Here is a 22,914-nt window from a genome sequence, read left to right on the forward strand (position 1 = left end):
AGGGCGACTACTCCATATCAGAGAGCCCGGTCAGGTCTAACCAGCGCTAACACCTCCAAAAGCTGAATGACATTAGGCCCGTACTTGCTGGTGGTACGGAGAAGGCAGTTATGCCTCAACAACGTTGATCACGTAGGAAAACCATGAGCGAAAGCTTTGCTGAACTGTTTGAACAGTCTCTTAACGACATCAACATGGAGCCAGGCGCTATTGTCGCGGCTCAAGTTGTCGACATTGACGGTGACTGGGTTACCGTTAACGCTGGTCTGAAATCTGAAGGTCAGATCCCTGCATCACAATTCCGCGATGAGAATGGTGAACTGACCATCGCTATCGGTGATGACGTACACGTTGCTCTAGAAGCTGTAGAAGATGGCTTCGGTGAAACGCGTCTGTCCCGTGAAAAAGCCAAGCGCGCAGAAGCTTGGAAGATTCTGGAAGCGGCCTTCGAGAAAGATGAAGTTATCAAGGGCGTGATCAACGGTAAGGTCAAAGGCGGCTTCACTGTCGACGTCGACTCTATCCGTGCCTTCTTGCCGGGTTCTTTGGTAGATGTTCGCCCTGTTCGCGACACTGCGCACCTAGAGAACAAAGAGCTAGATTTTAAAGTTATCAAGCTTGATCCGAAGCGCAACAACGTTGTTGTTTCGCGTCGTGCCGTGCTAGAAGCAGAAAACAGCGCTGAGCGCGAAGCACTGCTGGCGACCTTGCAGGAAGGTCAGCAAATCAAAGGTATCGTTAAGAACCTGACTGATTACGGTGCTTTCGTTGATTTAGGCGGCGTTGATGGTCTGCTTCACATCACCGACATGGCGTGGAAGCGTATCAAGCATCCGTCTGAAATCGTTGCTGTTGGCGACGAGATCAACGTCAAAGTACTGAAGTTTGACCGTGAGCGTAACCGCGTATCGCTAGGTCTTAAGCAGCTGGGTGAAGATCCTTGGGTCAACATCAAAGACCGTTACCCGGAAGGCACCAAAGTACACGCAGTCGTCACTAACCTGACTGACTACGGCTGCTTTGCTGAGCTGGAAGAGGGCGTTGAAGGTCTGGTTCACGTTTCAGAAATGGATTGGACTAACAAGAATATCCATCCGTCTAAAGTTGTCCAAGTGGGCGACGATGTTGACGTTATGGTTCTTGATATCGACGAAGAGCGTCGTCGTATTTCTCTGGGTATCAAGCAGTGCACTGCTAACCCATGGGAAACATTCAACGCTGAATACAACAAGGGCGACCGTGTTTCCGGTACCATTAAGTCAATCACTGACTTTGGTATCTTTATCGGCCTTGAAGGCGGTATTGATGGTCTGGTTCATCTGTCTGATATCTCTTGGACAGAAACCGGTGAAGAAGCGGTTCGTAACTTCAAGAAGGGTGACGAAGCTGAAGCCGTTATTCTTTCAATCGACCCTGAGCGTGAGCGTATCTCCTTAGGTATTAAGCAAATGGATTCTGATCCGGTTGCTGAATACCTGTCAGTAAATGACAAAGGAAGCATTGTTACTGGTCGTATTGTCGAAGTAGATGCTAAAGAAGCACATGTCGAGCTGGCGACTGATGTTATCGCTATCCTCAAAGCGTCTGAAATCAGTGCTGACCGCATTGAAGACGCACGCAATGTGCTGAATGAAGGCGACAGCGTTGAAGCTCGTATTGTTAGCGTCGATCGTAAGAGCCGCCAGATTAATCTGTCGGTTAAAGCGAAAGAGCAAGACGATACTCGCCAAAACCTGAAGAAACTGCGTGACCAAGAGCCGGAAGCGGGTGGTCCAACCACCATCGGTGATTTGATCAAGCAGCAAATGGGTCAAGACTAATAAATTAGTCGATAGCCTATAAAAACGCCGCCCTAATGGGCGGCGTTTTTTATAAATATGTATGATTTTAAACAGAGATTAGTAATTGTTTTGGCTGAGTGTAAAGCTTGCCCTTTTAGTAATGACTAAGCCTAAGCTATAAAATCGATTAGTAATTAAGCCAAAATCAACTAGACTATTGTCAGTTAGCTCATTTACAGCAATAATATATGCGCATCCTGAACTTGTGCGTGTTGAGTTGGTCAATCGAATAACTCACACAGCTAAACCTACTCTAAAAAGGAATTAGTATGTCGCTATTAAATGAGTATATTCAAAAGGAACAGCAGTTAAAACAACTGCAAGAAGATTTGCAGCGTTTGGAAAGCGACCAGCGCCTGAAAGGCGAGCTTGAGTTTAAAGCTAAGCTTGAAGCACTAATGAATGAGTTTGGTAAGCGTCCTGCTGATGTTATCGCATTGCTTGACCCTAACGCGGAACAACGCGGCTCTAAAGGCACAGCAGTGGCTTCAACACGTCGTAAACGCCGCTTGAAAATTTATAAAAATCCACATACTGGCGAAGTCATTGAAACTCGTGGCGGTAACCATAAAGGCTTGCGTAGCTGGAAAGACGAGCATGGTGATGAAGCCGTTGAATCTTGGCTTGAGCGTATGGAAGACTGAGTAATCGGGGCCGGCATTTCTAATTAGAAGTGCCGGTTTTAGTTTGGATAGTTAGTCTAGTAGCCGTGCTGGACTGACTGATGAAAATGACACATTGCGAATATTTTCGATATCATAGTATTTATAGCTGTCGTATTCACTGCTATCGTATTTACGATGAATCGCTGCTATTGAGTACTTATTCATCCGTTTATTGATGTTATGGCTGTTGTATAAGACTTCTACAAAATTTTATCGATATTTTGCAGATTAGTGTGACGGCTTAGCACCCTAATGATGGATAGTGGAAGCGGTGTTAATCCTTTGGCCATGCCCCGTGTTTTGATAGGCGATTTTTTGAAGGTCTGCTTGTGATGAGTAGCTTTTTGACGAGAGGCAGCCTTAAGGGAATTTTCGCATTGTTTAACACAGGCTGTTCGTAAGTGAACTTTAGGTCCTGGCTGCACGATAACGTCTCGTTAGATAATGTGCGATGTGGCTGGCCTAGCATCTATTGTCCAGGCGTACTTTTTTACCCGCCCGCGGCTTTAGGATTTATCTCCACACCAAACAGCAATTTGCGCTATATTTGGTAAATTGAGTGAAGATAGAGCTGCTTTAGGGTGTTCTAGCAGTGAAGGCCGTACGGCACTAAACAGTGTCCAGGGTGATCAAGTGGCTTATCGCCTCTACGTGTGCTGGTTTGCCTAGCCTACACTGCAATTAGCGATGTATGCGTATCGTTTTTAGAAAGCACCAGTGCCTCCTATGTGTATCACCTATAAGACCACTGTGTATCACCTATAAGACCACTGTCCGGTGATATTAGAGAATGGTGATTGTGAGTTGCTGTTTGATTTGCTAGCAAGATGCTCGCCCACTATGAGAGATAGTCGATTGAGATAGTTGGTTGAGATAGTTGGTTGAGAGAATCGATTAAGAGAGTTGATTGGCTGTTTTTTTCGGAGAGAAGAGAGCAACGTCACGTTTACCCGAAGATTTTATGCGTTTGACCATAGCTCTCTGGAAAGGGCCTAACCAGCAGGCTTGTCGTCCATTTCAAGTAAGGTGTAAATGAAACATCAATGAAATATCAAAAGGTTCAAAAACAGCTCGATGAGCGTGAAAAGCTTCGTAAGTTTCGTGAGTTGGATGATGCCTTCGCTCAGGCGTTGCGTCAGTTAGAAGATCCCAATAGCGGTTTCGATATTCCCACAGGACCGCCAGTACGCTCAATTGCAGCATTAGAAGCTGACGATCAAGCTGCACGCGCGAGTGAGCAGGATCGCTTATTTAATCAACGTCTAAAAGCACTGATTGAAGAGTATGGTTTATCTGAGCGAGATGTCAGTGAGGTCATTCAGATCCTCGTTGACTATCAGCTATGGGAGCTTGATAAGACACCAGTAGCAACTCACTAGGTAGATATGGCTACCTAGCGATAGCGAAAGACTCTTAGACTTGGTAAGTAAACGTTTTCTTCTAATTTTTCGTCACGCCGCTTGGCTCTAGTTCGCGTTGTTGGAGGCGTTTCGGCAGGTGCTTTGAGGTGCGGCAACCGCCCTTCATTGGCAGGCACTATCAACGGCATAGCAATATTAAGCGCTCGTCGCGTGTGTCCATCATCCAGGGGCTCCACAAAAAACAGATTAGCGCGCATTAATGGTGCCTGAGGTTGTACCTGTGCCAATATTTCTGCACTTGGAAGATTGGCGAGCTTGCGTAGCTGTATACGAATATGGGGTGCGTCGCTATCAAGTTGCAATAACTTTTGTTCTGCTTCCTGAACGCTTATTCTTTTAATTGAGCGACCGCTGCTATACCACGCCAGCCTAACTCTGGACACAGGCGCAGGGGCAATAGGGAGTTGCCGCCAGCACTGCTTTAGATGGAGCCTTGCAAAACCGCTTTTACGCAGTACATCATTAATATGTGGGTGGCGATGGGGCAGGCGCGATTTGGCATCATTCAATGCATTTGGGTGAGCTTGTTTAATATGAGCAAGCAGATCGCTGATGCGCGCTTTTGCATGGTTAATATGATGACACGCATCAATTAATGCAGTATCAGCGGCAATAACAGCTATATAATTACGCGTTTCGCGTCCATCTTGACCTTGCTGATGCCACATATCTAGCAGTGCTTCACGCAGCCAAAAAGAGTTGCTAGAGGCATGCTGAAATCGCCAGGTAGGCGGTTGGTGAGCTTCATACAGCGCTGCGGCCTGCTCAATAGTGGCCACCAGTTGGTCAAAGTGTGTATCAAGCTCATGGAGTAGGTGATACAAAGACAGCGGAGCATCAGTCATGGGCGGGCCTTAATGCGAGTAAAGTGACACTCTATCAGCACCACTTTATCAGCAACACTCTTTCTGATCACCGCTAAAAGAAGTTAAGGTACCAATAATTAAGCACTTATGCTGTTACCTAAGACGTTCCTTAAGCCCTAGGACGTTAGTTAAGCGCTAAGATGATACTTAATACCTAAGTCATTCTTTAAGAAAGTGGCGCATCTCTATCCGCTTGAGCAAGCAGAGTATCCAAGTCTGCTTCGTCCATGGCAGATTCACCTGCAATGCGATGCGACTCTTCCGCCCAAGCACCTAAATCAAGCAGTTGGCAGCGCTTGCTACAAAAAGGGCGATAGGTGCTTTCTGGCCCCCAGATGATTTTTTTGCCGCATTGAGGGCAAGCAACCTCAAGCGGTGAATCGTTTGCCGGTATAGGCATTTAATACTCCTATTTTAAAGCTACTATTATTACTGTGCCAAAAGCTGACGCAAGAATGGAACAGTTGTTAATCACATGTTGCCCGATAACGCTGATCCAGCTTAACGACTTGGCGCATCATATCAGCGTGGTTCCCACTGTTATCGATAACATCATCGCCTTTAGCAAGTCGCTCTTCGCGTGGAAGTTGGGCGGCGAGGATAGCACGCACCTGGTTTTCACTCACGCCATCCCGTGCAAGCGTGCGTTCCAACTGGAGCGATTCGGGGACATCGATGACTAACGTGCGATCAACAAGCTTATCTTGTCCAGATTCAAACAGCAGTGGCGATACAAGTAGAACGTAAGGAGAGTGCTGCTTTAGGCGGTTAATATGCAAAAGTAGACGCTCACGAACCCTGGGATGGGTGACAGATTCTAACCACTGGCGTTGTTGAGGGTCTTCAAAAATGATGGTGCGCAGTGCTGATCTGTTTAGCGTGCCATCGGTATTCAAAACGTGGGTGCCAAAGTGTTCGGCAATGGCTGTTAGCGCAGGTTCACCAAGGGCAACGACTTCTCTTGCCACATCATCGGCATCCACCCAGCCAATACCCAGTTCTGCAAACGCCCGAGCAACGGTAGACTTTCCCGAGCCAATACCACCTGTTAGCCCAATGATCATGCAAGCTCCCAAAAAGGACGAACCAAAATTGGCGTGAGGGTTAATAAAGCAACGACGTATACAGTGCTATTAACTCGTTGCCGACAAGTAAGCAAACCCAGCCTGCCAGGGCGAGAAAGGGGCCAAAGGGGAGAGGTTGTCCACGTAAGCGTGGGGAGAGGGCCTGGGCAACTAATCCAACTATTGCGCCAACGCCTGCCGATAAAATAAGCAACAGCGGTAACATACCCCAACCTAACCAAGCGCCAAGTGCTGCGAGCAATTTGAAATCCCCATAGCCCATGCCTTCTTTACCGGTTACTAGCTTAAACAGCCAATAAAAGCTCCACAGCACAAGATAGCCCGCTATTGCGCCCATGACAGCGCCTGATAGCAACAGAGGCTGAAAAAGTAACTGGTATACCAAGCCGGCCCATAGCAGTGGCAAGGTCAATATATCAGGCAGTAAATAGGTGCGAAAATCAATGACTGCCAAGGCAAGTAGCGTTAAACAAGCGCCATAAATAAACGCCGCGCTTAGCGTAGCCCCATGTAACATAACAACAACTACGGCAAGCAGTCCGCCCATTAGCTCAACGAGCGGATATTGGGCGCTAATGGTCGTTTGGCAATGCGCGCATTTGCCCCTTCTTTTTAACCAGCCTACTAAGGGAAGATTGTCGTGCCAGGCAATGGGCTGTTCGCAACGCGGGCACATCGATCCAGGGGTCGCAAGATTAAAGCGGGGTGACGACTCTTCGGGTAACTCAAGAGAGGCGCGTGCCTCACTGCGCCAGCCGCGCATTAACATCACGGGCAAGCGGGTGATGACAACATTAAGAAAACTGCCAAAACAGAGGCCAATCAGTAACGCAAAAAGAGTAATAACGCTCGGCGGTAAGCCCATGGTGCTCCTGCTATGTGTGAAAATGCCAGTAGAGGGATGATTTATAGAGCGGTGCCAATTTCGAAGATAGGCAAATACATGGAAACGACCACGCCACCGACCAGAGCACCCAGTACTACGATAATAATAGGTTCCATTAATGAGGTCAGGGCATCGACTTTATTATCAACCTCTTCTTCGTAGTAATCGGCAACACGGTTTAGCATCGCATCCAACGAACCCGCTTCTTCACCAATGCTGACCATTTGTACAGCCAGGGCGGGAAATCGGTTGGTCATGCGCATTGCAAAATGTAGCTGTTGTCCGGTAGTTACATCTTGGCGCACCTCATTAATGGCCTTAATGTAAACCCGGTTATCCGCTGCCCCAGCGGCGGTTTCAAGCCCCTCTATCAGTGGAACACCTGATGTAAAGGTGGTCGCTAAGGTGCGGGTAAACCGTGAGACAGCCGACTTATGCAAAATATCGCCAAGGATAGGTAGGTGAAGCATTAGACTGTCCAACCGATAGGCAACGCGGGATGATCGCCGTACAGCGGCTTTAAGGAGTATAAAACTGGCGATTAGCGCGCCTAAGGCGTGTAACCAATATGTCTGGGCTATCTCTGATAAGTTAACAGTGAATTGCGTCAGCGCAGGCAGTTCCGCGCCAAAACCTTGGAACATGCTTTCAAATTCAGGTACGACTTTGATAAGCAACAGCATGGTAACCGCAACGCCAATGGTCATTACCGCTGTAGGGTACCAGAGTGCTTTTTTAACGCGATTTTTGAGCGATTCAACTTTTTCTTTGTAGCTGGCAATGCGCTCTAGCATCTGGTCAAGCGCACCTGCTTGTTCCCCCGCTTCCACTAGGTTAACAAACAGGCGGTCAAATTGTTTGGGGTGTTTTGCCATGGCGCTGGAAAGGCTATCGCCTGAAGAAACGTCTTCCATAATTTGCTGGGTGAGTGCCACCATGGCGGGTTTTTTTAGGCTTTCCGAAACGGCCTGTAGTGCTTGAAGAATAGGTATACCAGCCCGCACCATGGTAGCCATTTGCCGGGCAAAAATCATAATGTCGACGTTGGTGACTTTGCCTCGGCCGCTAAAGCTACTGCGCTTTTGCACCTTTGTAGCGACAATACGCTGCTTAGCCAGCTGTTCAACAATATCGGGTTTAGTGCGCCCAATTAGCTCGCCGCGCATTGCTCGGTCTTGTGGCCCTTTCCCTTCCCACTTCCAGCGATGCAGCGGCGCTGGCTTTATGCGGCGTGCTTTAGCGTTAGCCATGTCGCGCGTTACTCCTTACTAATGCGGTTAACTTCTTCCAGGCTAGTGCTGCCATCCAACACGCGGCTTAAACAGCGCTGATACAGGCTGGGGTAGCCTTCACGGCGGGCTTGCTGGTCAATATCCAGCGCGTTGCCATCGCGCATGATCAACTGGCGCATAGCATCGGTAATTGGCACTACTTCGTAAATGCCAATACGCCCTTTATAACCTTGAGTACACTGTTTGCAGCCAACTGCCGTGTAAATAGTGCCATTACGAATATCCTGCTGGCTAAAGCCAGCTTTTCGCAGTGCTTCCGCTGGCATATTGGCGGGCTTTTTACACAGGTTGCATAGCTTACGCGCTAAGCGCTGGGCAATGATTAAACTCACCGAGCTGGCAATGTTATAAGACGCAACGCCCATATTGGCTAAACGGGTTAGTGTTTCAGCAGCTGAGTTAGTGTGTACGGTAGATAGCACCAAGTGGCCTGTTTGGGCTGCTTTCACGGCAATTTCGGCGGTTTCTAAGTCACGAATCTCGCCTACCATCACGACATCCGGGTCTTGACGCAAAAAGGCACGCAGCGCGCTGGCAAAGTTTAGGCCGATTTTAGGAAGAACGTTCACTTGGTTAATGCCCGATACTTTAATTTCGACCGGGTCTTCTGCGGTACAAATATTGCGCTCGATTTGGTTGAGGATATTAATGCCTGTGTAAAGCGTGACGGTTTTACCGCTACCGGTAGGCCCCGTTACCAGAATCATCCCTTGCGGCTTTTTTAGGGCGTGCTCATAGGCGGCCTGTTGTTCAGGGCTAAAGCCTAGCTGTTCGATGCCCAACTGCGCAGAGGCTGGGTCTAGCAGGCGCAATACTATTTTCTCACCAAACACGGTGGGCAGTGAGTTCACCCGGAAATCAATTGAGCGGGTACGGGAAAGCTGTAGCTTAATCGCGCCATCCTGAGGCAGGCGGCGTTCGGAAATATCTAGCCGTGACATGATTTTTAAACGGGCTGCAATACGGTGCCGCAGCGCGAAAGGCGGGCGCGCAATTTCAATTAGCATGCCATCGATACGAAAGCGCACCCGGTACTGGGTTTCATAGGGCTCAAAGTGAATATCGGACGCGCCACGGCTGATGGCATCAAGCAATATTTTGTTAACGAATTTAACCACTGGGGCGTCTTCGCTATCTTTTATTGCCTTATCAAATGTCGCCTCATCTTCGCCAAGCTGAACGATATTGAGTGCGCTGACGGCGTCGTCAACGTTTTCCAGCTCATCCAGCATGCTGCGTTCATTTTGCGCTAGGTACTGCGTCAGAGAGCTCTTTAGCTGGTCAGCGGGTGCCAGTACGCCATCCACACTTAGCCCGGTAGCAAACTGCAGCTCATCAAGCTGGGTAAGCGTTGCAGGGTAGGGCACCGCAACGGTAAGACGATGCCCGTGGCGTGCCAGGGGCAGAATGTCTAATCGTTCTAAAATTTTAACGGGATAGTCGTTGGCGGGTGGCAGGGCATTAATACGAATAGCATCAAGATCCACAACCGGTAAACCGTACTCCCAGGCGGCGGCCAGCGCAGCAGCATGGGTTTCTACCAAGCCGCTGTCCACGACATGCTGAAGTAGCGATATTTCGAGTTCTGCCGCCGTTTGTTCAGCAACGGCAGCCTGCGCATCGGTAAGCACACCGTGATTCACAAGTCGTTTAGCAATGCCGCGTAGACCACCATGTGAGGTCGCATGACTTAGCGTAGACTCTGGGGCAGGGTGGCTCATAGTGGTCTCGGCAGGATGGCGAATGTAAGCCACCTTGTACCATATTTGGCCTATGCACGGTACTTGTGCTCGTCATGATAAAGTGCAGTCTTAACTCGCTCAAAAGGCTGAATAGCGGGCAATAACAGCATGAAATCGCTAATTGCCAAGTTGAAAAGGGTCGGATAATGTTAGCCGAGTTTCTATTAGCTAATGTGGCTGCTCACCAACTAAAAATGATTAACAACTGCAAGGGATTCTTATGATGCAAACTACCCAACCGCACCACCCGCGCCGCTTTAAGCAACGCGGTTTCACCCTGATTGAGCTACTGATCGTTGTCGCGATCATTGGTGTACTCGCCGCCGTCGGCGTGCCGCAGTATGGGAATTATTTGGATCGTTCAGCTATAGGTGCTTGTCAGGCAGAGCTATCATCTTTCAGAAGTGCCGTTATTGCTGAGTCGGCCACTAGTAACGCTAATGCTACTGATGTGGTTACGGCAGTCGAGTTTAATTTCGACGCATGTAACATCACTGCTGATACGACTCCTTCTAATGAAGCGGTTGCTACGGCTTTCATTACTGATGAGAGCGCAACAGGTATTACAACAAGTCGCAGCGATGCTGGAGTAATTGATATTGAAAACGGCCGTATTGTTGTTCAGTAGCTGCACTAGAGTAGGTAATTGTTGCGCCTAAGTTTAAATGCATTAAAATTTGACCTAAATCGCCCATTGGGGCGATTTAGCTTTGGTTATTTTAATGCAAAAAAATATCAACTCAGTGTTTAGCGGTTTCTCTTTAATTGAACTTCTCATTGTAATTGCCATTGTCGGAATCTTGGCAACAGTAAGCCTTCCCGCCTACTTAACCTACCTCGACCACTCCGCGTTTGGTGCTTGTCAGCGGGAGCTGGGCACGTTTAAGACCCAGGTCTTAGCAAGTGACCACCTTGACGATACCTTGGTGCCGTTTGCGTTTGGTGCTTGCGCCATTGGTGGGGATGGCCAGCCCAATCAAGCGGCTGTGGCCGCAGCGTTTGGTGGCATATTCGAAGGAGAAAATACCGCGCTGCTGATTGATACCCAACGCCAGAGCGTTCAAGCCCAAATCACTCAGCAGGGGCGCGTTGAGCGGGTGGTAGCCCCTTAGCTCACTTTGTTTTTCGCTAGCTCTTTCTAAACCTTCACACTGCCTGCGCATTTGCTCTCTACACTTAACGCTCCTGACCAGAAGGAGCCAATGATGAGATCGATCCCCCTTAGCGCTTGCCTATTAGTTTTCACTCTATTTTGGCAGATAGCGGCTATTGCACAGCCTGCTCACGCACCCGCACATGGTGCTAGAGACAATAATGGCCACCATTCTGAGCGCCAGCGTGATGAGCAAGATTTAGGACGCTACGAGCGTCGCCATCGTGATGAGCGTGGTATAGATCTTCCCCGTATCAATGAGCGTGAGTTGTTGCACCTTCTACGCCAATACGATGTGCCGCGTGCCCAGCCTTTACCGCCCGGCTTACAGCGCAACGTAGAACGCGGTAAGCCACTGCCCCCAGGCATTGCCAAACGTTTTGATGGCCAACTGGCATCTCAACTGCCCCAATACCCAGGCTACGAGTGGGAGCGGGTTGGGGCCGATGTGGTGCTTATTGAAGCTGCTACCCGCGTTGTTGTTGATGTGTTGGTAAATGCGCTTCGTTAATAATTGATTTGCTTACTGTCATAGTAATGCCAAACGCCACCGCTTATGCTGAGTTGATATTAGCTAACGTGCAACAAGTAAGGAGCGTTAATGACGGCCTATACCCTAGAAGCGCGGCTGGCGCTGGCAGTACGTATTGCAGAAGAAGCGGGCGACATGATTCGTCGCGCCCGTGAACAGCAAGACTTTAGCCAGCGTTTGAAAGGCGGCATTGAGCTGGTCACCGATGTGGATGTGGCAGTGGATACGCTTATTAGCCAGCGCCTGGAAGATCATTTTCCTGGTGAGGCAAGGTTGAGCGAAGAGTTAAGCCCCGAGCGTGCCTTGCAAACCCCCGCTAAGCAGCTGTGGGTGGTGGACCCCATCGATGGTACCGTTAATTTTGCTCAAGGCCTGCGCCATGTGGCCGTATCGATAGGCTGGATTGAAGATGGCATTGGTAAAGTTGGTGTTGTTCATGCGCCTTTTCTAGGTGATACCTTTAGTGCCGCGCAAGGGCTAGGAGCATTTTGCAATCAGCAGCCGATCAAACCAAGCCAGGCGGAGACGCTTGAAAGTACCCTGGTAGCGACCGGCTTTCCCTATGATAAAGAGGCCCGCAAACAACTCTTGCCTCGTTTAGAAGCCGTATTGACGAACTGCCAGGATGTTCGCCGTAACGGTGCCGCTGCGATTGATTTGTGCGACGTTGCCTGTGGGCGCTTAGATGCGTATTACGAAAGTGTTTCCCCGTGGGACTTTGTTGCGGGCTGGGTAATCGCCCGCGAAGCAGGCGCAAAAGTAGGCCACTTAACAGACGTGCCAGACGGCGTGCCAGCTGACTTGTACCCAAAGCAACTGCTTGTCACCACGCCCAAGGTATATGATGCAATGGCATCGTTACTGAAAAGCATCGATTGAGCGCAAGCGGCAACCAATTGAAAAGAAAGCGCAAAAAGAGCTTTTCATTTGGTTAATAAAACGCTAGTATACGCACCGTCTTGAGGCAAACGATGTTGGTTAACAGTCGTTGCTAATTAAGACATCGGAGTGTGGCGCAGCTTGGTAGCGCGTTGCAATGGGGTTGCAAAGGTCGCAGGTTCGAATCCTGTCACTCCGACCAAGAATTCCTAATGAAACCGCCGCTTACGGGTAACACCGAGCGGCGGTTTTTTGTGCATGTCCAAAACGTTGTATCTGGCTTGTTTAAATAATGGGCGCAGTCATAGTGGGTGATCCATTCACGATCATGTTGGCTTGGTCTTGATGGCCTTGGCGAGAATAGCCTAGAGGGAAAGTCAGTCGGAGCGGACTGTTTTTATTTTGACTTGTTTCGCGCATTCAGCACCGTTGCGACCAATATGCATACAAGTGCAGGTAGAAGTACGTCAAGAGCGGAATCAAGTGTCCAGCCCCGCCACACGCCCTCGAACATGCCGACTGGTAAAGTTTCCCCCCATTCCCACCCACGTTGTATACCCAGTTTATATTCGTGCTGTGCAATTTCCCGTCCTAAAAAAAGAGTAATAGCAATAGCGCCTGCTGCCCGGGGGGTAAAAAAGGGGAGAAGGGCAAGCTGAATGCATAGGGCGATCACAACATGCTCTAAATGGGTAACGTTCAAGCATTAGCTCCAAGAGTAAGCGTGAGGTTGACGTTTGCTATCGTAGGGTAGATGTCAACCTTATGCATACCCAGTCATTGGCAGCATATCGCCAGCTTCATAGCGTCAACAGCACTCGCTTTACTAAAAACAAAACTTCATTTAACCCTAGCTACTGCCCATTAGCTTATTATGAGGGAAGGATCGGGTGCGGGTTTTTTGCGTTGCATCATTTCCTCGGTACTTTATAAATAATGACAGTACTGCAGCGCAACAACCTGCTGTAAGCTGACGATATATTCATTAAGGGAGCTTATGGATGGAAAACCCTCAATCACCTGCTAAGCCATCGCGTGACTGGCACAGTGCTTCAGCGGATCAAGCGCTGGAGTGGCAATCTACGTCAGTGGACGGGCTATCGAGCACTGAAGCGCAGACGCGTCTGCAGCGCTATGGGCCAAATAAACTTCAGCAGGCTCAAGGGCGTCCCTGGTATCGACGTTTACTGGATCAGCTGAATAATATTTTAATTCTTATTTTGTTGGTTGCTGCTGTTGCTAGCTTTTTGTTAGGGCATACGATCGACGCAGCGGCGATTGTTGCCGTGGTGGCTATCATTGCGTTGATTGGGTTTATCCAGGAGGGAAAAGCTGAACAAGCACTTGATAGCATTCGTAATATGTTATCTCCCCAGGCGAATGTCTTGCGTGATGGAAAGCGTTCCACCATTCCTGCAGAGGAGTTAGTGCCAGGGGATATTGTATTGGTCGAAAGTGGTGACCGTGTGCCAGCAGATCTGCGGCTGATTGAAGCGCGGCGTTTTCGCACGGATGAGGCGGCATTAACAGGCGAGTCGGTGCCTGTGGAAAAGTTGTCTGACCCCGTGAAAGCAGATACAGACCTTGCTGAGCGAAGTAGTATGGCGTTTGCCAGCACGATCGTAGTGCAAGGTAATGCCCGTGGTTTGGTGGTTGAGACAGGCCGTTATACTGAAATCGGCAAAATTTCTGAACTCCTGCGTGGCGTAGAACAAATCAAAACGCCGCTGATCCAGCAGCTTGATCGGGCAGGCAGGGTGCTGGCGATTTTTATCTTAGCAGCGGCAGCCATCACTGCCTTGCTAGGCACCTTAATCCATGACCAGCCCGCTGCAGATATGTTTATGGCGGCGGTTGGGCTGGCGGTAGCCGCTATCCCAGAAGGCTTGCCGGCCATTGTGACGATTGGACTTGCACTTGGCGTGCAAAGCATGGCTAAGCGCAACGCTATTATCCGCCGGCTTCCTGCGGTAGAAACGCTGGGGTCTATTTCGACTATTTTTTCCGATAAGACCGGTACCTTAACACGTAATGAAATGACCGCTCAGGCGATTTGGTTAGGTGACGAGCAGTTCCAAATCGATGGTATTGGCTTTGAACCAAAGGGACGTTTTTATCGTGTTCAGCCGGATGGTGAAAAAGAACCTGGTCACGTCGATCTCGCCAGTGCGCCAGGCTTAAGTGATTTTTTGCGTGCAGGCGTATTGTGCAACGACACCGAGTTGCACCAGCAGTCAGGTCAGTATCAGATATATGGCGACCCAACAGAGGGTGCGCTGGTGGTCGCTGGTGAAAAAGCGGGTGTAAAAACATTAGAGGTGCGCCAGCAATTTCCGCGCCTGGATGCGATCCCTTTCGAGTCAGAGTTTAAGTACATGGCCACGCTGCATACAGAAAATGACGGGCAGCGTGTCATTGTGAAGGGGGCGCCTGATCGCTTGATAGAAATGTGCGATAGCGTCGCTACTAAGGAAGGCTCGGTCGAAATTGACCGTCATGAGTGGGAGCACCGCATTCACGAGCTATCTTCCCGTGGTTTACGCGTTCTGGCCATTGCAGATAAACCAGCGGCGGCGATTGATGCACTTGATCATCACCATATTGAAGGCAAGCTGCGCTTGTTGGGTATTATCGGCCTGCTGGATCCACCCAGAGCAGAAGTGATTGAAGCGGTTAAGCGTTGCCAACAAGCCGGTATTCGCCCCGTTATGATTACTGGTGACCATGCGTCGACAGCGCTTGCTATTGCTAAGCAGTTAGGCTTTTCACAAACGGAAAAAGCGCTAACTGGAAGAGAAATTGAAGCAATGAGCGATCAGGCACTCGAGGAGATTATTTTAGATATTGATGTGTTCGCTCGCGCATCGCCCGAGCATAAACTGCGTTTGGTTAAGGCCATGCAGGCTCGGGGCGGGGTTTGTTCGATGACGGGGGATGGCGTTAACGATGGACCGGCCTTAAAACGTGCTGATGTTGGTGTTGCCATGGGCGTGCAAGGAACTGAAGCGGCTAAAGATGCTTCTGAAATGGTATTGGCTGACGATAACTTTGCAACGATTGTTAGTGCGATCGAAGAAGGGCGTAAGGTTTACGATAATATTCGTAAAACAATTACGTTTATTCTTCCTACCAACGGCGCTCAGGGCTTGGCGATTATGCTGGCCGTGCTGTCAGGCTCGGTGCTACCGGTAACGCCGTTACAGGCATTATGGGTAAATATGGTGGTAGCGATTACGCTAGGCTTGGCATTGGCGTTTGAGACAGGGGAAAAAGACTTAATGGCGCGCCAGCCAAGAGACCCGAAAGCACCGCTGCTTGATCTGTTTTTACTGTGGCGGGTGATTTTTGTGTCTGTGCTGCTACTTATCGGCGTCTTCGGCATGTTCTCTTGGATACTCGACCAAGGGGGTAGTGAAGCGTTAGCGCGAGCTGGGGCGGTCAATATGCTGGTTACAGGCAGTGCCGCTTATTTAATCAATAGCCGCTTTTTAATCAACAGCACGCTGTCGTTTGCCGGTATTTTTGGCAGTCGGCCGGTATGGATTGCCATTATGATGGTGATGTTGCTCCAAATGGCGTTTACGTATCTGCCCTTTATGCAGCTTATTTTTGGAAGTGAAGGGTTAAGCCTTACGCATTGGTTCGCTATCTTAATCGGTAGTTTAGCGATTTATCTGTTCATTGAGATTGAAAAAAAGGTGTGGCGCTTACTTGAATCTAAGCAAACCCACGCTAAGGTAAATTAATTATGTGCAGACTGATGATCGTACAAACTGGTCTAAGTACAGCTGATCTAAGCACTTTGGATCTAAGCACTTTTGGTCTAAGTACAGCTGGCATAAATACAAAAGGTAAGTAAAACAGCAAGACCCAAAAAAACGCCACCTACGTTAAGCGATTAGCTAATGTAGGTGGCGTTTTTAATATAAGCACAGGTGCCGCTTATTTAGCCTTGCGCTTTGTGATCTGCGAGCGCAGTTGCAACGGCTTCTTCCCATTGGCCTGCGGTAATTTCCCAGTGCGCCATTTCATCTTGATCTGGCGCGCCTTCTGAAGCGGCATTTAGTTCTTCAGGCGAATAGCGTTCAAAGCAGTGCTTGGCGAATGCTTTGGTTTTGCCGTCTTGGAGCTGATTAATCATTTCCATCCTGTTTATCCTTTCCTTGGTGGGTGGTCTCCCGCTTGCTTATGCTGGCAAGGTTTGAGTACTGCACCATGAGTGTAGCGGTTTGACGCCATGTTTGCCCAACGGTGAAGCGCTCGCACATTAAAGTACAGCATCTACAATGATTTTTACCGCAATACTCGCTAACAGCAGCATGATGAGATTATCGAACCAGCGATGTGGTAGGCGTTTGCCGAGCCGCGCGCCAATTGGCATGGCGGCAAGAATGATGAATAGTGCTATGAAACTGTAATATGCGCGTTCCAGTGTGAGTATTTCCGCACTTAGTAGTACCGGTATTTGAACGCAGGTAATCGCGACAAAAAAGACTGAAATAGAGCCAATAAATACCTGACGCTCTAGCTGCATGGCGTTAAGAAATGTTACGGATGCGGGCGCAGACATGCCCGCCGCGCCTTGCAGTACGCCAGCTAGCAAACCGACAGGCATTACAACGCGCTTAGCGGTAGTGAAAGGAAGAATTACCTGACGATTAGCCAGTTTAACTACTAAATAGAGCACAATCGCAGTCGCGACACCCAGTGATAAAAGCGTGGGTGATAGCACGACTAGCCCCCAGGTGCCGAGTACAATGCCTAACCCACCTGATAGAGAGAAAGCGGCAAGAAAACGCAGCGGTAACAGATGGTGCCGATATTGCCATACCTGTAAAACATTGCTAAACAAATTGGGCGCAATCAACACAGCAATCGCCAGCTTCACGTCATATAGCATGGTAAGTACAGGTACTACGATAACGGGTACACCGGAACCGATAGCACCTTTGACGATGCCTGCTGCAACTAGCGTTAAAAGAGCAATAATCACTGGGAGTTTCCTGACGGATTAGGCACAGCGGTTACTGTGCCTAACAGATAATGATTTTGCTAAATGCGTTACTTTAGAACAGTACGTTACTTTAGAACATAGCAGGGTGTATAAGCTTGCCCGTCAAGCTTCATGCGTCCTTGGGCGACAAACGAAGTTAACAGCTCATCTAAGCGCTGCATGAGTGCTGGTTCAGCGGTTAGCTCAAAGGGGCCATGGGCTGCAATGGCGCGAATGCCTGGTTCTTTAACATTACCTGCCACTATGCCTGAAAAGGCGCGTCGCAGGTTAGCTGCTAGCTCATGGGTAGGCTGTTGGCGGTGAAGGGCAAGGCCGCGCATGGCTTCATGGGTGGGTTCAAAGGGTGCCTGGAAGTCGCGGGCAATGGTTAACCGCCAGTTGTAATAGAATGCATCCTGGTGCGTACGGCGGAAGTTAGCAACTTCGTCGATTTCCTGGCGCATCTTGCGTGCAACGGCCACTGGGTCACCAGTAATAATGGTGTAGTAGCGGCGGATATCCTCGCCCAATGTATAAACCAAAAATTCATCAATTTTCTGGAAATATGCAGCGGAGTCGGCTGGGCCGGTAAATACGAGAGGGAAGGGAATGTCGTGATTGCTGGGGTGAAGCAGAATGCCCAGCAAGTATAGAATTTCTTCTGCTGTGCCAACGCCACCAGGAAAGACAATAATGCCATGTCCTAAGCGCACAAAGGCTTCCAGGCGCTTTTCGATATCAGGCATAACAACCAGTTCGTTAACAATCGGGTTGGGCGCTTCAGCGGCGATAATGCCAGGCTCAGAAATGCCTAAATAGCGACCATCCTTGCGACGCTGTTTGGCATGGGCAACGTTAGCTCCTTTCATAGGGCCTTTCATAGCACCCGGACCGCAGCCCGTACAGATATCTAACTCCCGCAGACCTAGGTGATAACCGACATCTTTAGTGTATTCATACTCTTCCCTGGAAATGGAGTGGCCGCCCCAGCACACCACCAAACTAGGTTCAAGGCCGGGTTTTAGGGTGCCGGCCTTACGTAAGATATGAAACACCGCGTTGGTGGTGCCTTCTCCGGTGGTCAGATCAAACCGCTTGTGGTGCTGGATTTCATTGTAAACGTAAACAATGTCGCGCAGAACCGATGAGAGATGTTCGCGAATACCGCGAATCATACGTCCGTCTACAAACGCCTCGGCAGGCGCGTTGGTCAGCTTAAGACGAATGCCACGGTCTTGTTGTAGAACTTCAATATCGAAGTCCTTGTAAGCTTCCATTATGGCTACGCTATCATCGGTTGGGCTGCCGCAATTAAGTACTGCAAGTGCACAGCGGCGCAGTAAATCGTGCAAGCCACTCTTAGAGGTGCTTTTTAAGCGATTAACCTCATGCTGAGAAAGTACTTCAAGGCTTCCCTCTGGGGAAATAATGCTGGAAATAGTTGCCCGTGGCTCTGGGAGTTGCGTCATTAGTCTGGCTGTCCCTAATCATAGTATTAATGAATCTACATACTATCATGACCATTACCGACTGAATTCAAGCAAAAGTGCCGCGATCCAGCCTAGCATCCGTTTAGTAGGTGGTTTGTGCTACCCTGTACGTTCGTTGAAAGCACACGGTGGCTAGTTAAGATGGCGCTTTATTATGTTTAATGCCCAGTATTTTCGGACGTTTATAACGTTGGTAGAAACGGGGAGCTTCACACGTACCGCGCGCCGTTTGGAGATGACGCAGCCTGGCGTCAGCCAGCACATTCGTAAGTTGGAAAGCTATTTAGATAAACCGCTGATTGAAAGAAAGGGGCGAAGTTTTACGTTAACAGAGTCTGGCCGCAGGGCTTATGATTACGCCTTAAAACTGTTTGCTGAACATGAACAGTTTCGCCATGGGTTAGATGATGACTCGCTTGATAGCGGCGAGTGCCGGATTGCCTCCCCTGGAAGCGTTGGGCTTATGTTTTATCCTTTTATTCTTGGCCAGCAGCAGATGCATCCCAATTTAACGGTCAATTACAGTTTTGCGTTTAATCATGAAATCGTTAATGACTTGCTTGAAGGCCGCTACGATATTGGTATCGTGACTGAGCAGGTTAATCATACTGAGCTTACCTGTACGGTATGGCATAAAGAGCCACTATGCTTAGTCGTACCCGCTGATTTTGCTGGCAGCACGCTATCCGATCTAATGGGTATTGGTTTTCTTAATTACTACGACGGTATTAATCACGCCAATGCACTGTTGCGCGCCAATTATCCAGACGAATTTCGTTCAATGACTCATTTTCGTCATCAAGGGTTTACCAACGAAGTGAGCATGGTGCTAGATGCGGTTGCGCGTGGTCTCGGTTTTACCGTGGTGTCTCGTTTGGTATTGGAAACTTCTCCTTGGCAGCGCCAGGTAAAAGCATTGGCATTACCCCAAGGGATCAATGAAGTGCTTTACTTGTTGCGTCGACGAGACTCCGTGTTGCCAAAACGGTATGAAAAACTGTTAGAGGGTTTTCATCGTCAACGTCTGCAAGAAAAAACGCCCCTGATGCCCGAATAACGAGCGCCAGGAGCGTTTAGAGTTCGCCAGTAGTAAGTATTAGCGGCGGTATTCGTCAATGCTTGGGCAAGAGCAGATGAGCTGCCGATCACCAAATACGTTGTCAACGCGGTTAACCGCAGGCCAATACTTAGACGCAGCGACGGCGTCTGTTGGGAAAGCGCCAAGTTTGCGGTCATAGGGGCGCTGCCATTCGCTGTCCATCAAATCTGCTTGAGTATGAGGGGCATTCACTAACGGATTATTATCCAGCGGCCACTCACCACTCTCTACACGAGCAACTTCTTCGCGTATTGCAATCATGGCATCACAGAAACGATCGATTTCGTAGAGTGACTCAGACTCTGTTGGCTCGATCATTAACGTTCCTGGAACGGGGAACGACATAGTGGGCGCATGGAAACCGTAATCCATCAAACGCTTGGCAATATCTTCCTCACTGATACCAGACGCACTTTTCAGCGGACGAATGTCGATAATGCACTCGTGTGCCACATTGCCGTTCTGACCGCGGTAGAGAATCGGGTAGGCATTCTCTAATCGCTTGGCAATATAGTTGGCATTAAGAATAGCCAGTTCGGTTGCTTCACGAAGCCCACGTGCGCCCATCATCTTAATGTAAGCCCACGAAATGGGTAGAATCGACGCGCTGCCAAATGCCGCAGCGGAGACAGCACCGTTTTCAGGGTTAACGCCATTAATAGGCGTGACCACATGATTGGAGACGAAAGGTGCAAGATGAGCTTTAACGCCAATTGGCCCCATGCCTGGGCCACCGCCACCGTGAGGAATGCAGAATGTTTTGTGCAGGTTGAGGTGAGAAACATCGCCACCAAAATCACCGGGGCGCGTTAAACCAACCTGAGCATTCATGTTAGCGCCGTCTACGTACACTTGTCCGCCGTGCTGATGAACCACATCACACACCTTACGCACATGGGACTCAAATACGCCATGGGTAGACGGATACGTAATCATCACCGCAGAAAGTCGATCACTGTGCTGCTCGGCTTTGCGTGTCAGATCATCTAGGTCAATGTTACCGTTAGCGTCACACTCAACCACCACCACGTCCATGCTAAGCATAGCAGCAGAGGCAGGGTTAGTGCCGTGGGCTGAGCTGGGAATCAAGCACACGTCGCGATGGGCTTCCCCTTGGGCTGCCTGATAGCGGCGAATGGCCAGCAAGCCCGCATATTCACCCTGGGCACCTGAGTTGGGTTGCATAGAAATATGATCGTAACCCGTTACTTCCACTAAGAAAGCGGCTAGCTCATCAATCATTTGATGATAGCCTGCCACCTGATCGCGAGGAGCGAATGGGTGGAGGTGCGCAAACGCAGGCCAGGAGACCGGGATCATTTCACTGGTAGCATTTAGCTTCATAGTGCACGATCCCAGCGGGATCATGGCATGGGCCAAGGAAAGATCTTTATTCTCGAGACGTTTCAAGTAACGCAGCATCTCAGTTTCGCTGCGATAGCGCTTAAAGGTGGGGTGTTGCAAAAAGCTGCTATCACGATGGTATGCCGCTGGAATGCCACTGATCTTGTCGTTAATGACTTTTTCATCGAGCGCTGCCACTGACAAGCCGTGCTCATCGCCTAACAGGACATCAAGTAGCGTCGCGACGTCATGAGCCGTCGTGGTTTCATCCAAGCTAATGCCCACATCGCCATTGGCGAAATAGTGTAGGTTGATGTCATGGGTCATGGCACGGCCATGAATCTTACCGGCATCCACTTGGGTAAGACGCAGCGTGTCAAACCAGCTGTCGTTAGCTAATGTGATACCCGCTTGCTTAAGACCTTCTGCTAGCAAGGTAGTGAGGCGATGCACGCGGCCTGCAATTTTGCGTAAGCCTTCAGCACCATGGTAAGTGGCGTAGAAGCCAGCAATATTGGCCAGTAATGCCTGAGCAGTACAGATATTAGAGGTCGCTTTTTCGCGGCGAATATGCTGCTCGCGGGTCTGCATGGCCATGCGTAATGCAGTGTTACCGCGGCTATCTTTAGATACACCGATAATGCGGCCAGGAATTGAGCGTTTCAATTTGTCCGATGTGGCGAAGAAGGCAGCGTGCGGGCCACCAAAGCCCATGGGAACCCCAAAACGTTGAGAGTTACCGACGACGATATCAACCCCCATTGCTCCTGGCTCTTTAAGTAGTACTAGGCTCAGTAGGTCCGTGGCGACGCAAGTCATGATGCCGTGTTCTTTGGCAGCGCTTAGCAGAGGCGAGATATCGGTAATACTGCCACTGGCGGAGGGGTACTGTACCAGTGCGCCAAACACATCGTGTTCTGCCAGCGTAGCGGCAGGGCCACTGATAAGCTCAAAACCAAAGAACTCCGCGCGAGTTTTTATCACGTCTAGCGTTTGCGGAAACAGGTCATCGGCAACAAAAAAGGCATTGGACTTACTTTTTTTATTGCTACGCTTGCAAAGTGCCATTGCTTCAGCAGCGGCGGTTGCTTCGTCAAGTAGCGAAGCATTGGCAAGCTCCATGCCGGTTAAATCCATAATGACCTGCTGAAAATTAAGCAGGCCTTCTAGGCGGCCTTGGGAAATTTCTGGTTGGTAGGGCGTATAGGCGGTATACCAGCCTGGGTTCTCCAGCACATTGCGCTGTATGACGGCGGGCATGTGAGTGCCGTAATAGCCTTGACCAATATAACTTTTGGCAACGCGGTTTTGGCGCGCTAGCTGGCTTAAGTAGTCTAGCGCTTCTGCTTCGCTGCGCGGGTCGTCTAAGGCTAGCTCGCGGCCCAGGCGAATATCGCTAGGCACGGTTTGCTCAATTAGGTCTTCCATGCGCTGCATATTGAGCGCTTTTAACATGGTGTCGACGTCAGCGGGGCTAGGCCCATTGTGGCGTTTGATAAAAGCATCGTGGTCGGCCAGTTCGGCCAAACGGCGTGTTTCAAATGGCATGGGAAGGTTCCGAACGTAATGAGAAAACCGTGCAGCGGCAAAACTAGAAAGCCTGCAGGATGCAGGCTTTCCGGCTAA

At 49.5% G+C, this 22,914-nt stretch carries 19 protein-coding genes and 1 tRNA gene; 10 read left to right on the forward strand and 10 right to left on the reverse strand.

Annotated elements, in window-relative coordinates:
• Positions 1-143 precede the first annotated feature (143 nt).
• The 3 genes from rpsA to M0220_RS16070 all read left to right on the forward strand — a co-directional run bounded on the left by rpsA (position 144) and on the right by M0220_RS16070 (position 3,885).
• The gene (rpsA, locus tag M0220_RS16060) at positions 144-1,820 is read left to right on the forward strand and encodes a 30S ribosomal protein S1 (protein ID WP_264018212.1); all 1,677 of its coding nucleotides are present in this window, start codon (positions 144-146) and stop codon (positions 1,818-1,820) included.
• 290 nt (positions 1,821-2,110) lie between these two features.
• The gene (locus M0220_RS16065; RefSeq protein ID WP_264018213.1) at positions 2,111-2,485 is read left to right on the forward strand and encodes a histone-like nucleoid-structuring protein, MvaT/MvaU family; all 375 of its coding nucleotides are present in this window, start codon (positions 2,111-2,113) and stop codon (positions 2,483-2,485) included.
• A 1,064-nt stretch (positions 2,486-3,549) separates the two neighbouring features.
• A complete protein-coding gene (locus tag M0220_RS16070) occupies positions 3,550-3,885 on the forward strand; it encodes a hypothetical protein (protein ID WP_030072830.1) in 336 nt (111 codons plus the stop codon).
• Positions 3,886-3,899: 14 nt separating this feature from the next.
• On the opposite strand, the gene M0220_RS16075 is transcribed toward M0220_RS16070, so the two are convergent.
• From M0220_RS16075 to pilB, 6 genes are all read right to left on the reverse strand, one after another.
• On the reverse strand, positions 3,900-4,772 hold the full coding sequence (locus M0220_RS16075; protein WP_030072832.1) for a hypothetical protein: 873 nt from the start codon (positions 4,770-4,772) through the stop codon (positions 3,900-3,902).
• Between the two features lie 187 nt (positions 4,773-4,959).
• Positions 4,960-5,193, reverse strand: coding sequence for a DNA gyrase inhibitor YacG (yacG, locus tag M0220_RS16080; RefSeq protein ID WP_030072834.1), 234 nt, complete (start codon positions 5,191-5,193; stop codon positions 4,960-4,962).
• A 67-nt stretch (positions 5,194-5,260) separates the two neighbouring features.
• Positions 5,261-5,857: a dephospho-CoA kinase gene (gene coaE, locus M0220_RS16085; RefSeq protein ID WP_264018214.1), complete on the reverse strand. Its 597-nt coding sequence runs from the start codon at positions 5,855-5,857 to the stop codon at positions 5,261-5,263.
• Between the two features lie 40 nt (positions 5,858-5,897).
• Positions 5,898-6,743, reverse strand: coding sequence for a prepilin peptidase (locus M0220_RS16090; protein ID WP_264018215.1), 846 nt, complete (start codon positions 6,741-6,743; stop codon positions 5,898-5,900).
• A 41-nt stretch (positions 6,744-6,784) separates the two neighbouring features.
• Positions 6,785-8,014 carry a type II secretion system F family protein gene (locus M0220_RS16095; RefSeq protein ID WP_264018216.1) on the reverse strand — a complete coding sequence of 410 codons (1,230 nt, stop codon included), beginning with the start codon at positions 8,012-8,014 and terminating at the stop codon, positions 6,785-6,787.
• Positions 8,015-8,022: 8 nt separating this feature from the next.
• Complete coding sequence (gene pilB, locus M0220_RS16100; protein WP_030072841.1) at positions 8,023-9,777, reverse strand: type IV-A pilus assembly ATPase PilB; 1,755 nt, start codon at positions 9,775-9,777, stop codon at positions 8,023-8,025.
• 241 nt (positions 9,778-10,018) lie between these two features.
• Between pilB and M0220_RS16105 the strand changes: the two genes are divergently transcribed.
• The 6 genes from M0220_RS16105 to M0220_RS16130 all read left to right on the forward strand — a co-directional run bounded on the left by M0220_RS16105 (position 10,019) and on the right by M0220_RS16130 (position 16,108).
• A complete protein-coding gene (locus tag M0220_RS16105) occupies positions 10,019-10,426 on the forward strand; it encodes a pilin (protein WP_264018217.1) in 408 nt (135 codons plus the stop codon).
• A 94-nt stretch (positions 10,427-10,520) separates the two neighbouring features.
• Positions 10,521-10,910 (forward strand): pilin, encoded by a 390-nt coding sequence (locus tag M0220_RS16110; RefSeq protein ID WP_035536546.1) that lies wholly within the window; start codon positions 10,521-10,523, stop codon positions 10,908-10,910.
• A 93-nt stretch (positions 10,911-11,003) separates the two neighbouring features.
• Positions 11,004-11,462 carry an anti-virulence regulator CigR family protein gene (locus M0220_RS16115; RefSeq protein ID WP_264019238.1) on the forward strand — a complete coding sequence of 153 codons (459 nt, stop codon included), beginning with the start codon at positions 11,004-11,006 and terminating at the stop codon, positions 11,460-11,462.
• 90 nt (positions 11,463-11,552) lie between these two features.
• Positions 11,553-12,362 (forward strand): inositol monophosphatase family protein, encoded by an 810-nt coding sequence (locus M0220_RS16120; RefSeq protein WP_030072848.1) that lies wholly within the window; start codon positions 11,553-11,555, stop codon positions 12,360-12,362.
• A 125-nt stretch (positions 12,363-12,487) separates the two neighbouring features.
• A tRNA-Pro gene (locus M0220_RS16125) sits at positions 12,488-12,564 on the forward strand.
• Positions 12,565-13,363: 799 nt separating this feature from the next.
• Positions 13,364-16,108, forward strand: a complete 2,745-nt coding sequence (locus M0220_RS16130; RefSeq protein WP_264018218.1) for an HAD-IC family P-type ATPase — start codon at positions 13,364-13,366, stop codon at positions 16,106-16,108.
• A 200-nt stretch (positions 16,109-16,308) separates the two neighbouring features.
• Here the strand turns inward: M0220_RS16130 and M0220_RS16135 are convergent, their stop codons facing one another.
• From M0220_RS16135 to ppnN, 3 genes are all read right to left on the reverse strand, one after another.
• Positions 16,309-16,509, reverse strand: coding sequence for a hypothetical protein (locus tag M0220_RS16135; RefSeq protein WP_030072854.1), 201 nt, complete (start codon positions 16,507-16,509; stop codon positions 16,309-16,311).
• Between the two features lie 120 nt (positions 16,510-16,629).
• A complete protein-coding gene (locus M0220_RS16140; RefSeq protein ID WP_264018219.1) occupies positions 16,630-17,355 on the reverse strand; it encodes a sulfite exporter TauE/SafE family protein in 726 nt (241 codons plus the stop codon).
• A gap of 86 nt (positions 17,356-17,441) precedes the next feature.
• Positions 17,442-18,824 carry a nucleotide 5'-monophosphate nucleosidase PpnN gene (gene ppnN / locus M0220_RS16145; RefSeq protein WP_030072858.1) on the reverse strand — a complete coding sequence of 461 codons (1,383 nt, stop codon included), beginning with the start codon at positions 18,822-18,824 and terminating at the stop codon, positions 17,442-17,444.
• A gap of 175 nt (positions 18,825-18,999) precedes the next feature.
• Here ppnN and M0220_RS16150 point away from each other — a divergent pair, with 175 nt between their 5' ends.
• Entirely contained in the window at positions 19,000-19,902 is a 903-nt protein-coding gene (locus tag M0220_RS16150) for a LysR family transcriptional regulator (protein ID WP_264018220.1), read from the forward strand.
• 39 nt (positions 19,903-19,941) lie between these two features.
• On the opposite strand, the gene gcvP is transcribed toward M0220_RS16150, so the two are convergent.
• On the reverse strand, positions 19,942-22,836 hold the full coding sequence (gcvP, locus tag M0220_RS16155; protein WP_264018221.1) for an aminomethyl-transferring glycine dehydrogenase: 2,895 nt from the start codon (positions 22,834-22,836) through the stop codon (positions 19,942-19,944).
• Positions 22,837-22,914 lie beyond the last annotated feature (78 nt).

It is taken from the genome of Halomonas qinghailakensis (assembly GCF_025820815.1).
Taxonomy (GTDB): domain Bacteria; phylum Pseudomonadota; class Gammaproteobacteria; order Pseudomonadales; family Halomonadaceae; genus Vreelandella; species Vreelandella qaidamensis.

Coding starts and splice junctions, on each gene's coding strand:
- gcvP (WP_264018221.1), bottom strand. CDS start 22,836: ATGCCATTTGAAACACGCCGTTTGGCCGAACTGGCCGACCACGATGCT.
- coaE (WP_264018214.1), bottom strand. CDS start 5,857: ATGATCATTGGGCTAACAGGTGGTATTGGCTCGGGAAAGTCTACCGTT.
- M0220_RS16115 (WP_264019238.1), top strand. CDS start 11,004: ATGAGATCGATCCCCCTTAGCGCTTGCCTATTAGTTTTCACTCTATTT.
- yacG (WP_030072834.1), bottom strand. CDS start 5,193: ATGCCTATACCGGCAAACGATTCACCGCTTGAGGTTGCTTGCCCTCAA.
- ppnN (WP_030072858.1), bottom strand. CDS start 18,824: ATGACGCAACTCCCAGAGCCACGGGCAACTATTTCCAGCATTATTTCC.
- M0220_RS16110 (WP_035536546.1), top strand. CDS start 10,521: ATGCAAAAAAATATCAACTCAGTGTTTAGCGGTTTCTCTTTAATTGAA.
- M0220_RS16095 (WP_264018216.1), bottom strand. CDS start 8,014: ATGGCTAACGCTAAAGCACGCCGCATAAAGCCAGCGCCGCTGCATCGC.
- M0220_RS16135 (WP_030072854.1), bottom strand. CDS start 16,509: ATGGAAATGATTAATCAGCTCCAAGACGGCAAAACCAAAGCATTCGCC.
- M0220_RS16065 (WP_264018213.1), top strand. CDS start 2,111: ATGTCGCTATTAAATGAGTATATTCAAAAGGAACAGCAGTTAAAACAA.
- M0220_RS16075 (WP_030072832.1), bottom strand. CDS start 4,772: ATGACTGATGCTCCGCTGTCTTTGTATCACCTACTCCATGAGCTTGAT.
- M0220_RS16105 (WP_264018217.1), top strand. CDS start 10,019: ATGATGCAAACTACCCAACCGCACCACCCGCGCCGCTTTAAGCAACGC.
- pilB (WP_030072841.1), bottom strand. CDS start 9,777: ATGAGCCACCCTGCCCCAGAGTCTACGCTAAGTCATGCGACCTCACAT.
- M0220_RS16070 (WP_030072830.1), top strand. CDS start 3,550: ATGAAATATCAAAAGGTTCAAAAACAGCTCGATGAGCGTGAAAAGCTT.
- rpsA (WP_264018212.1), top strand. CDS start 144: ATGAGCGAAAGCTTTGCTGAACTGTTTGAACAGTCTCTTAACGACATC.
- M0220_RS16150 (WP_264018220.1), top strand. CDS start 19,000: ATGTTTAATGCCCAGTATTTTCGGACGTTTATAACGTTGGTAGAAACG.
- M0220_RS16130 (WP_264018218.1), top strand. CDS start 13,364: ATGGAAAACCCTCAATCACCTGCTAAGCCATCGCGTGACTGGCACAGT.
- M0220_RS16090 (WP_264018215.1), bottom strand. CDS start 6,743: ATGGGCTTACCGCCGAGCGTTATTACTCTTTTTGCGTTACTGATTGGC.
- M0220_RS16120 (WP_030072848.1), top strand. CDS start 11,553: ATGACGGCCTATACCCTAGAAGCGCGGCTGGCGCTGGCAGTACGTATT.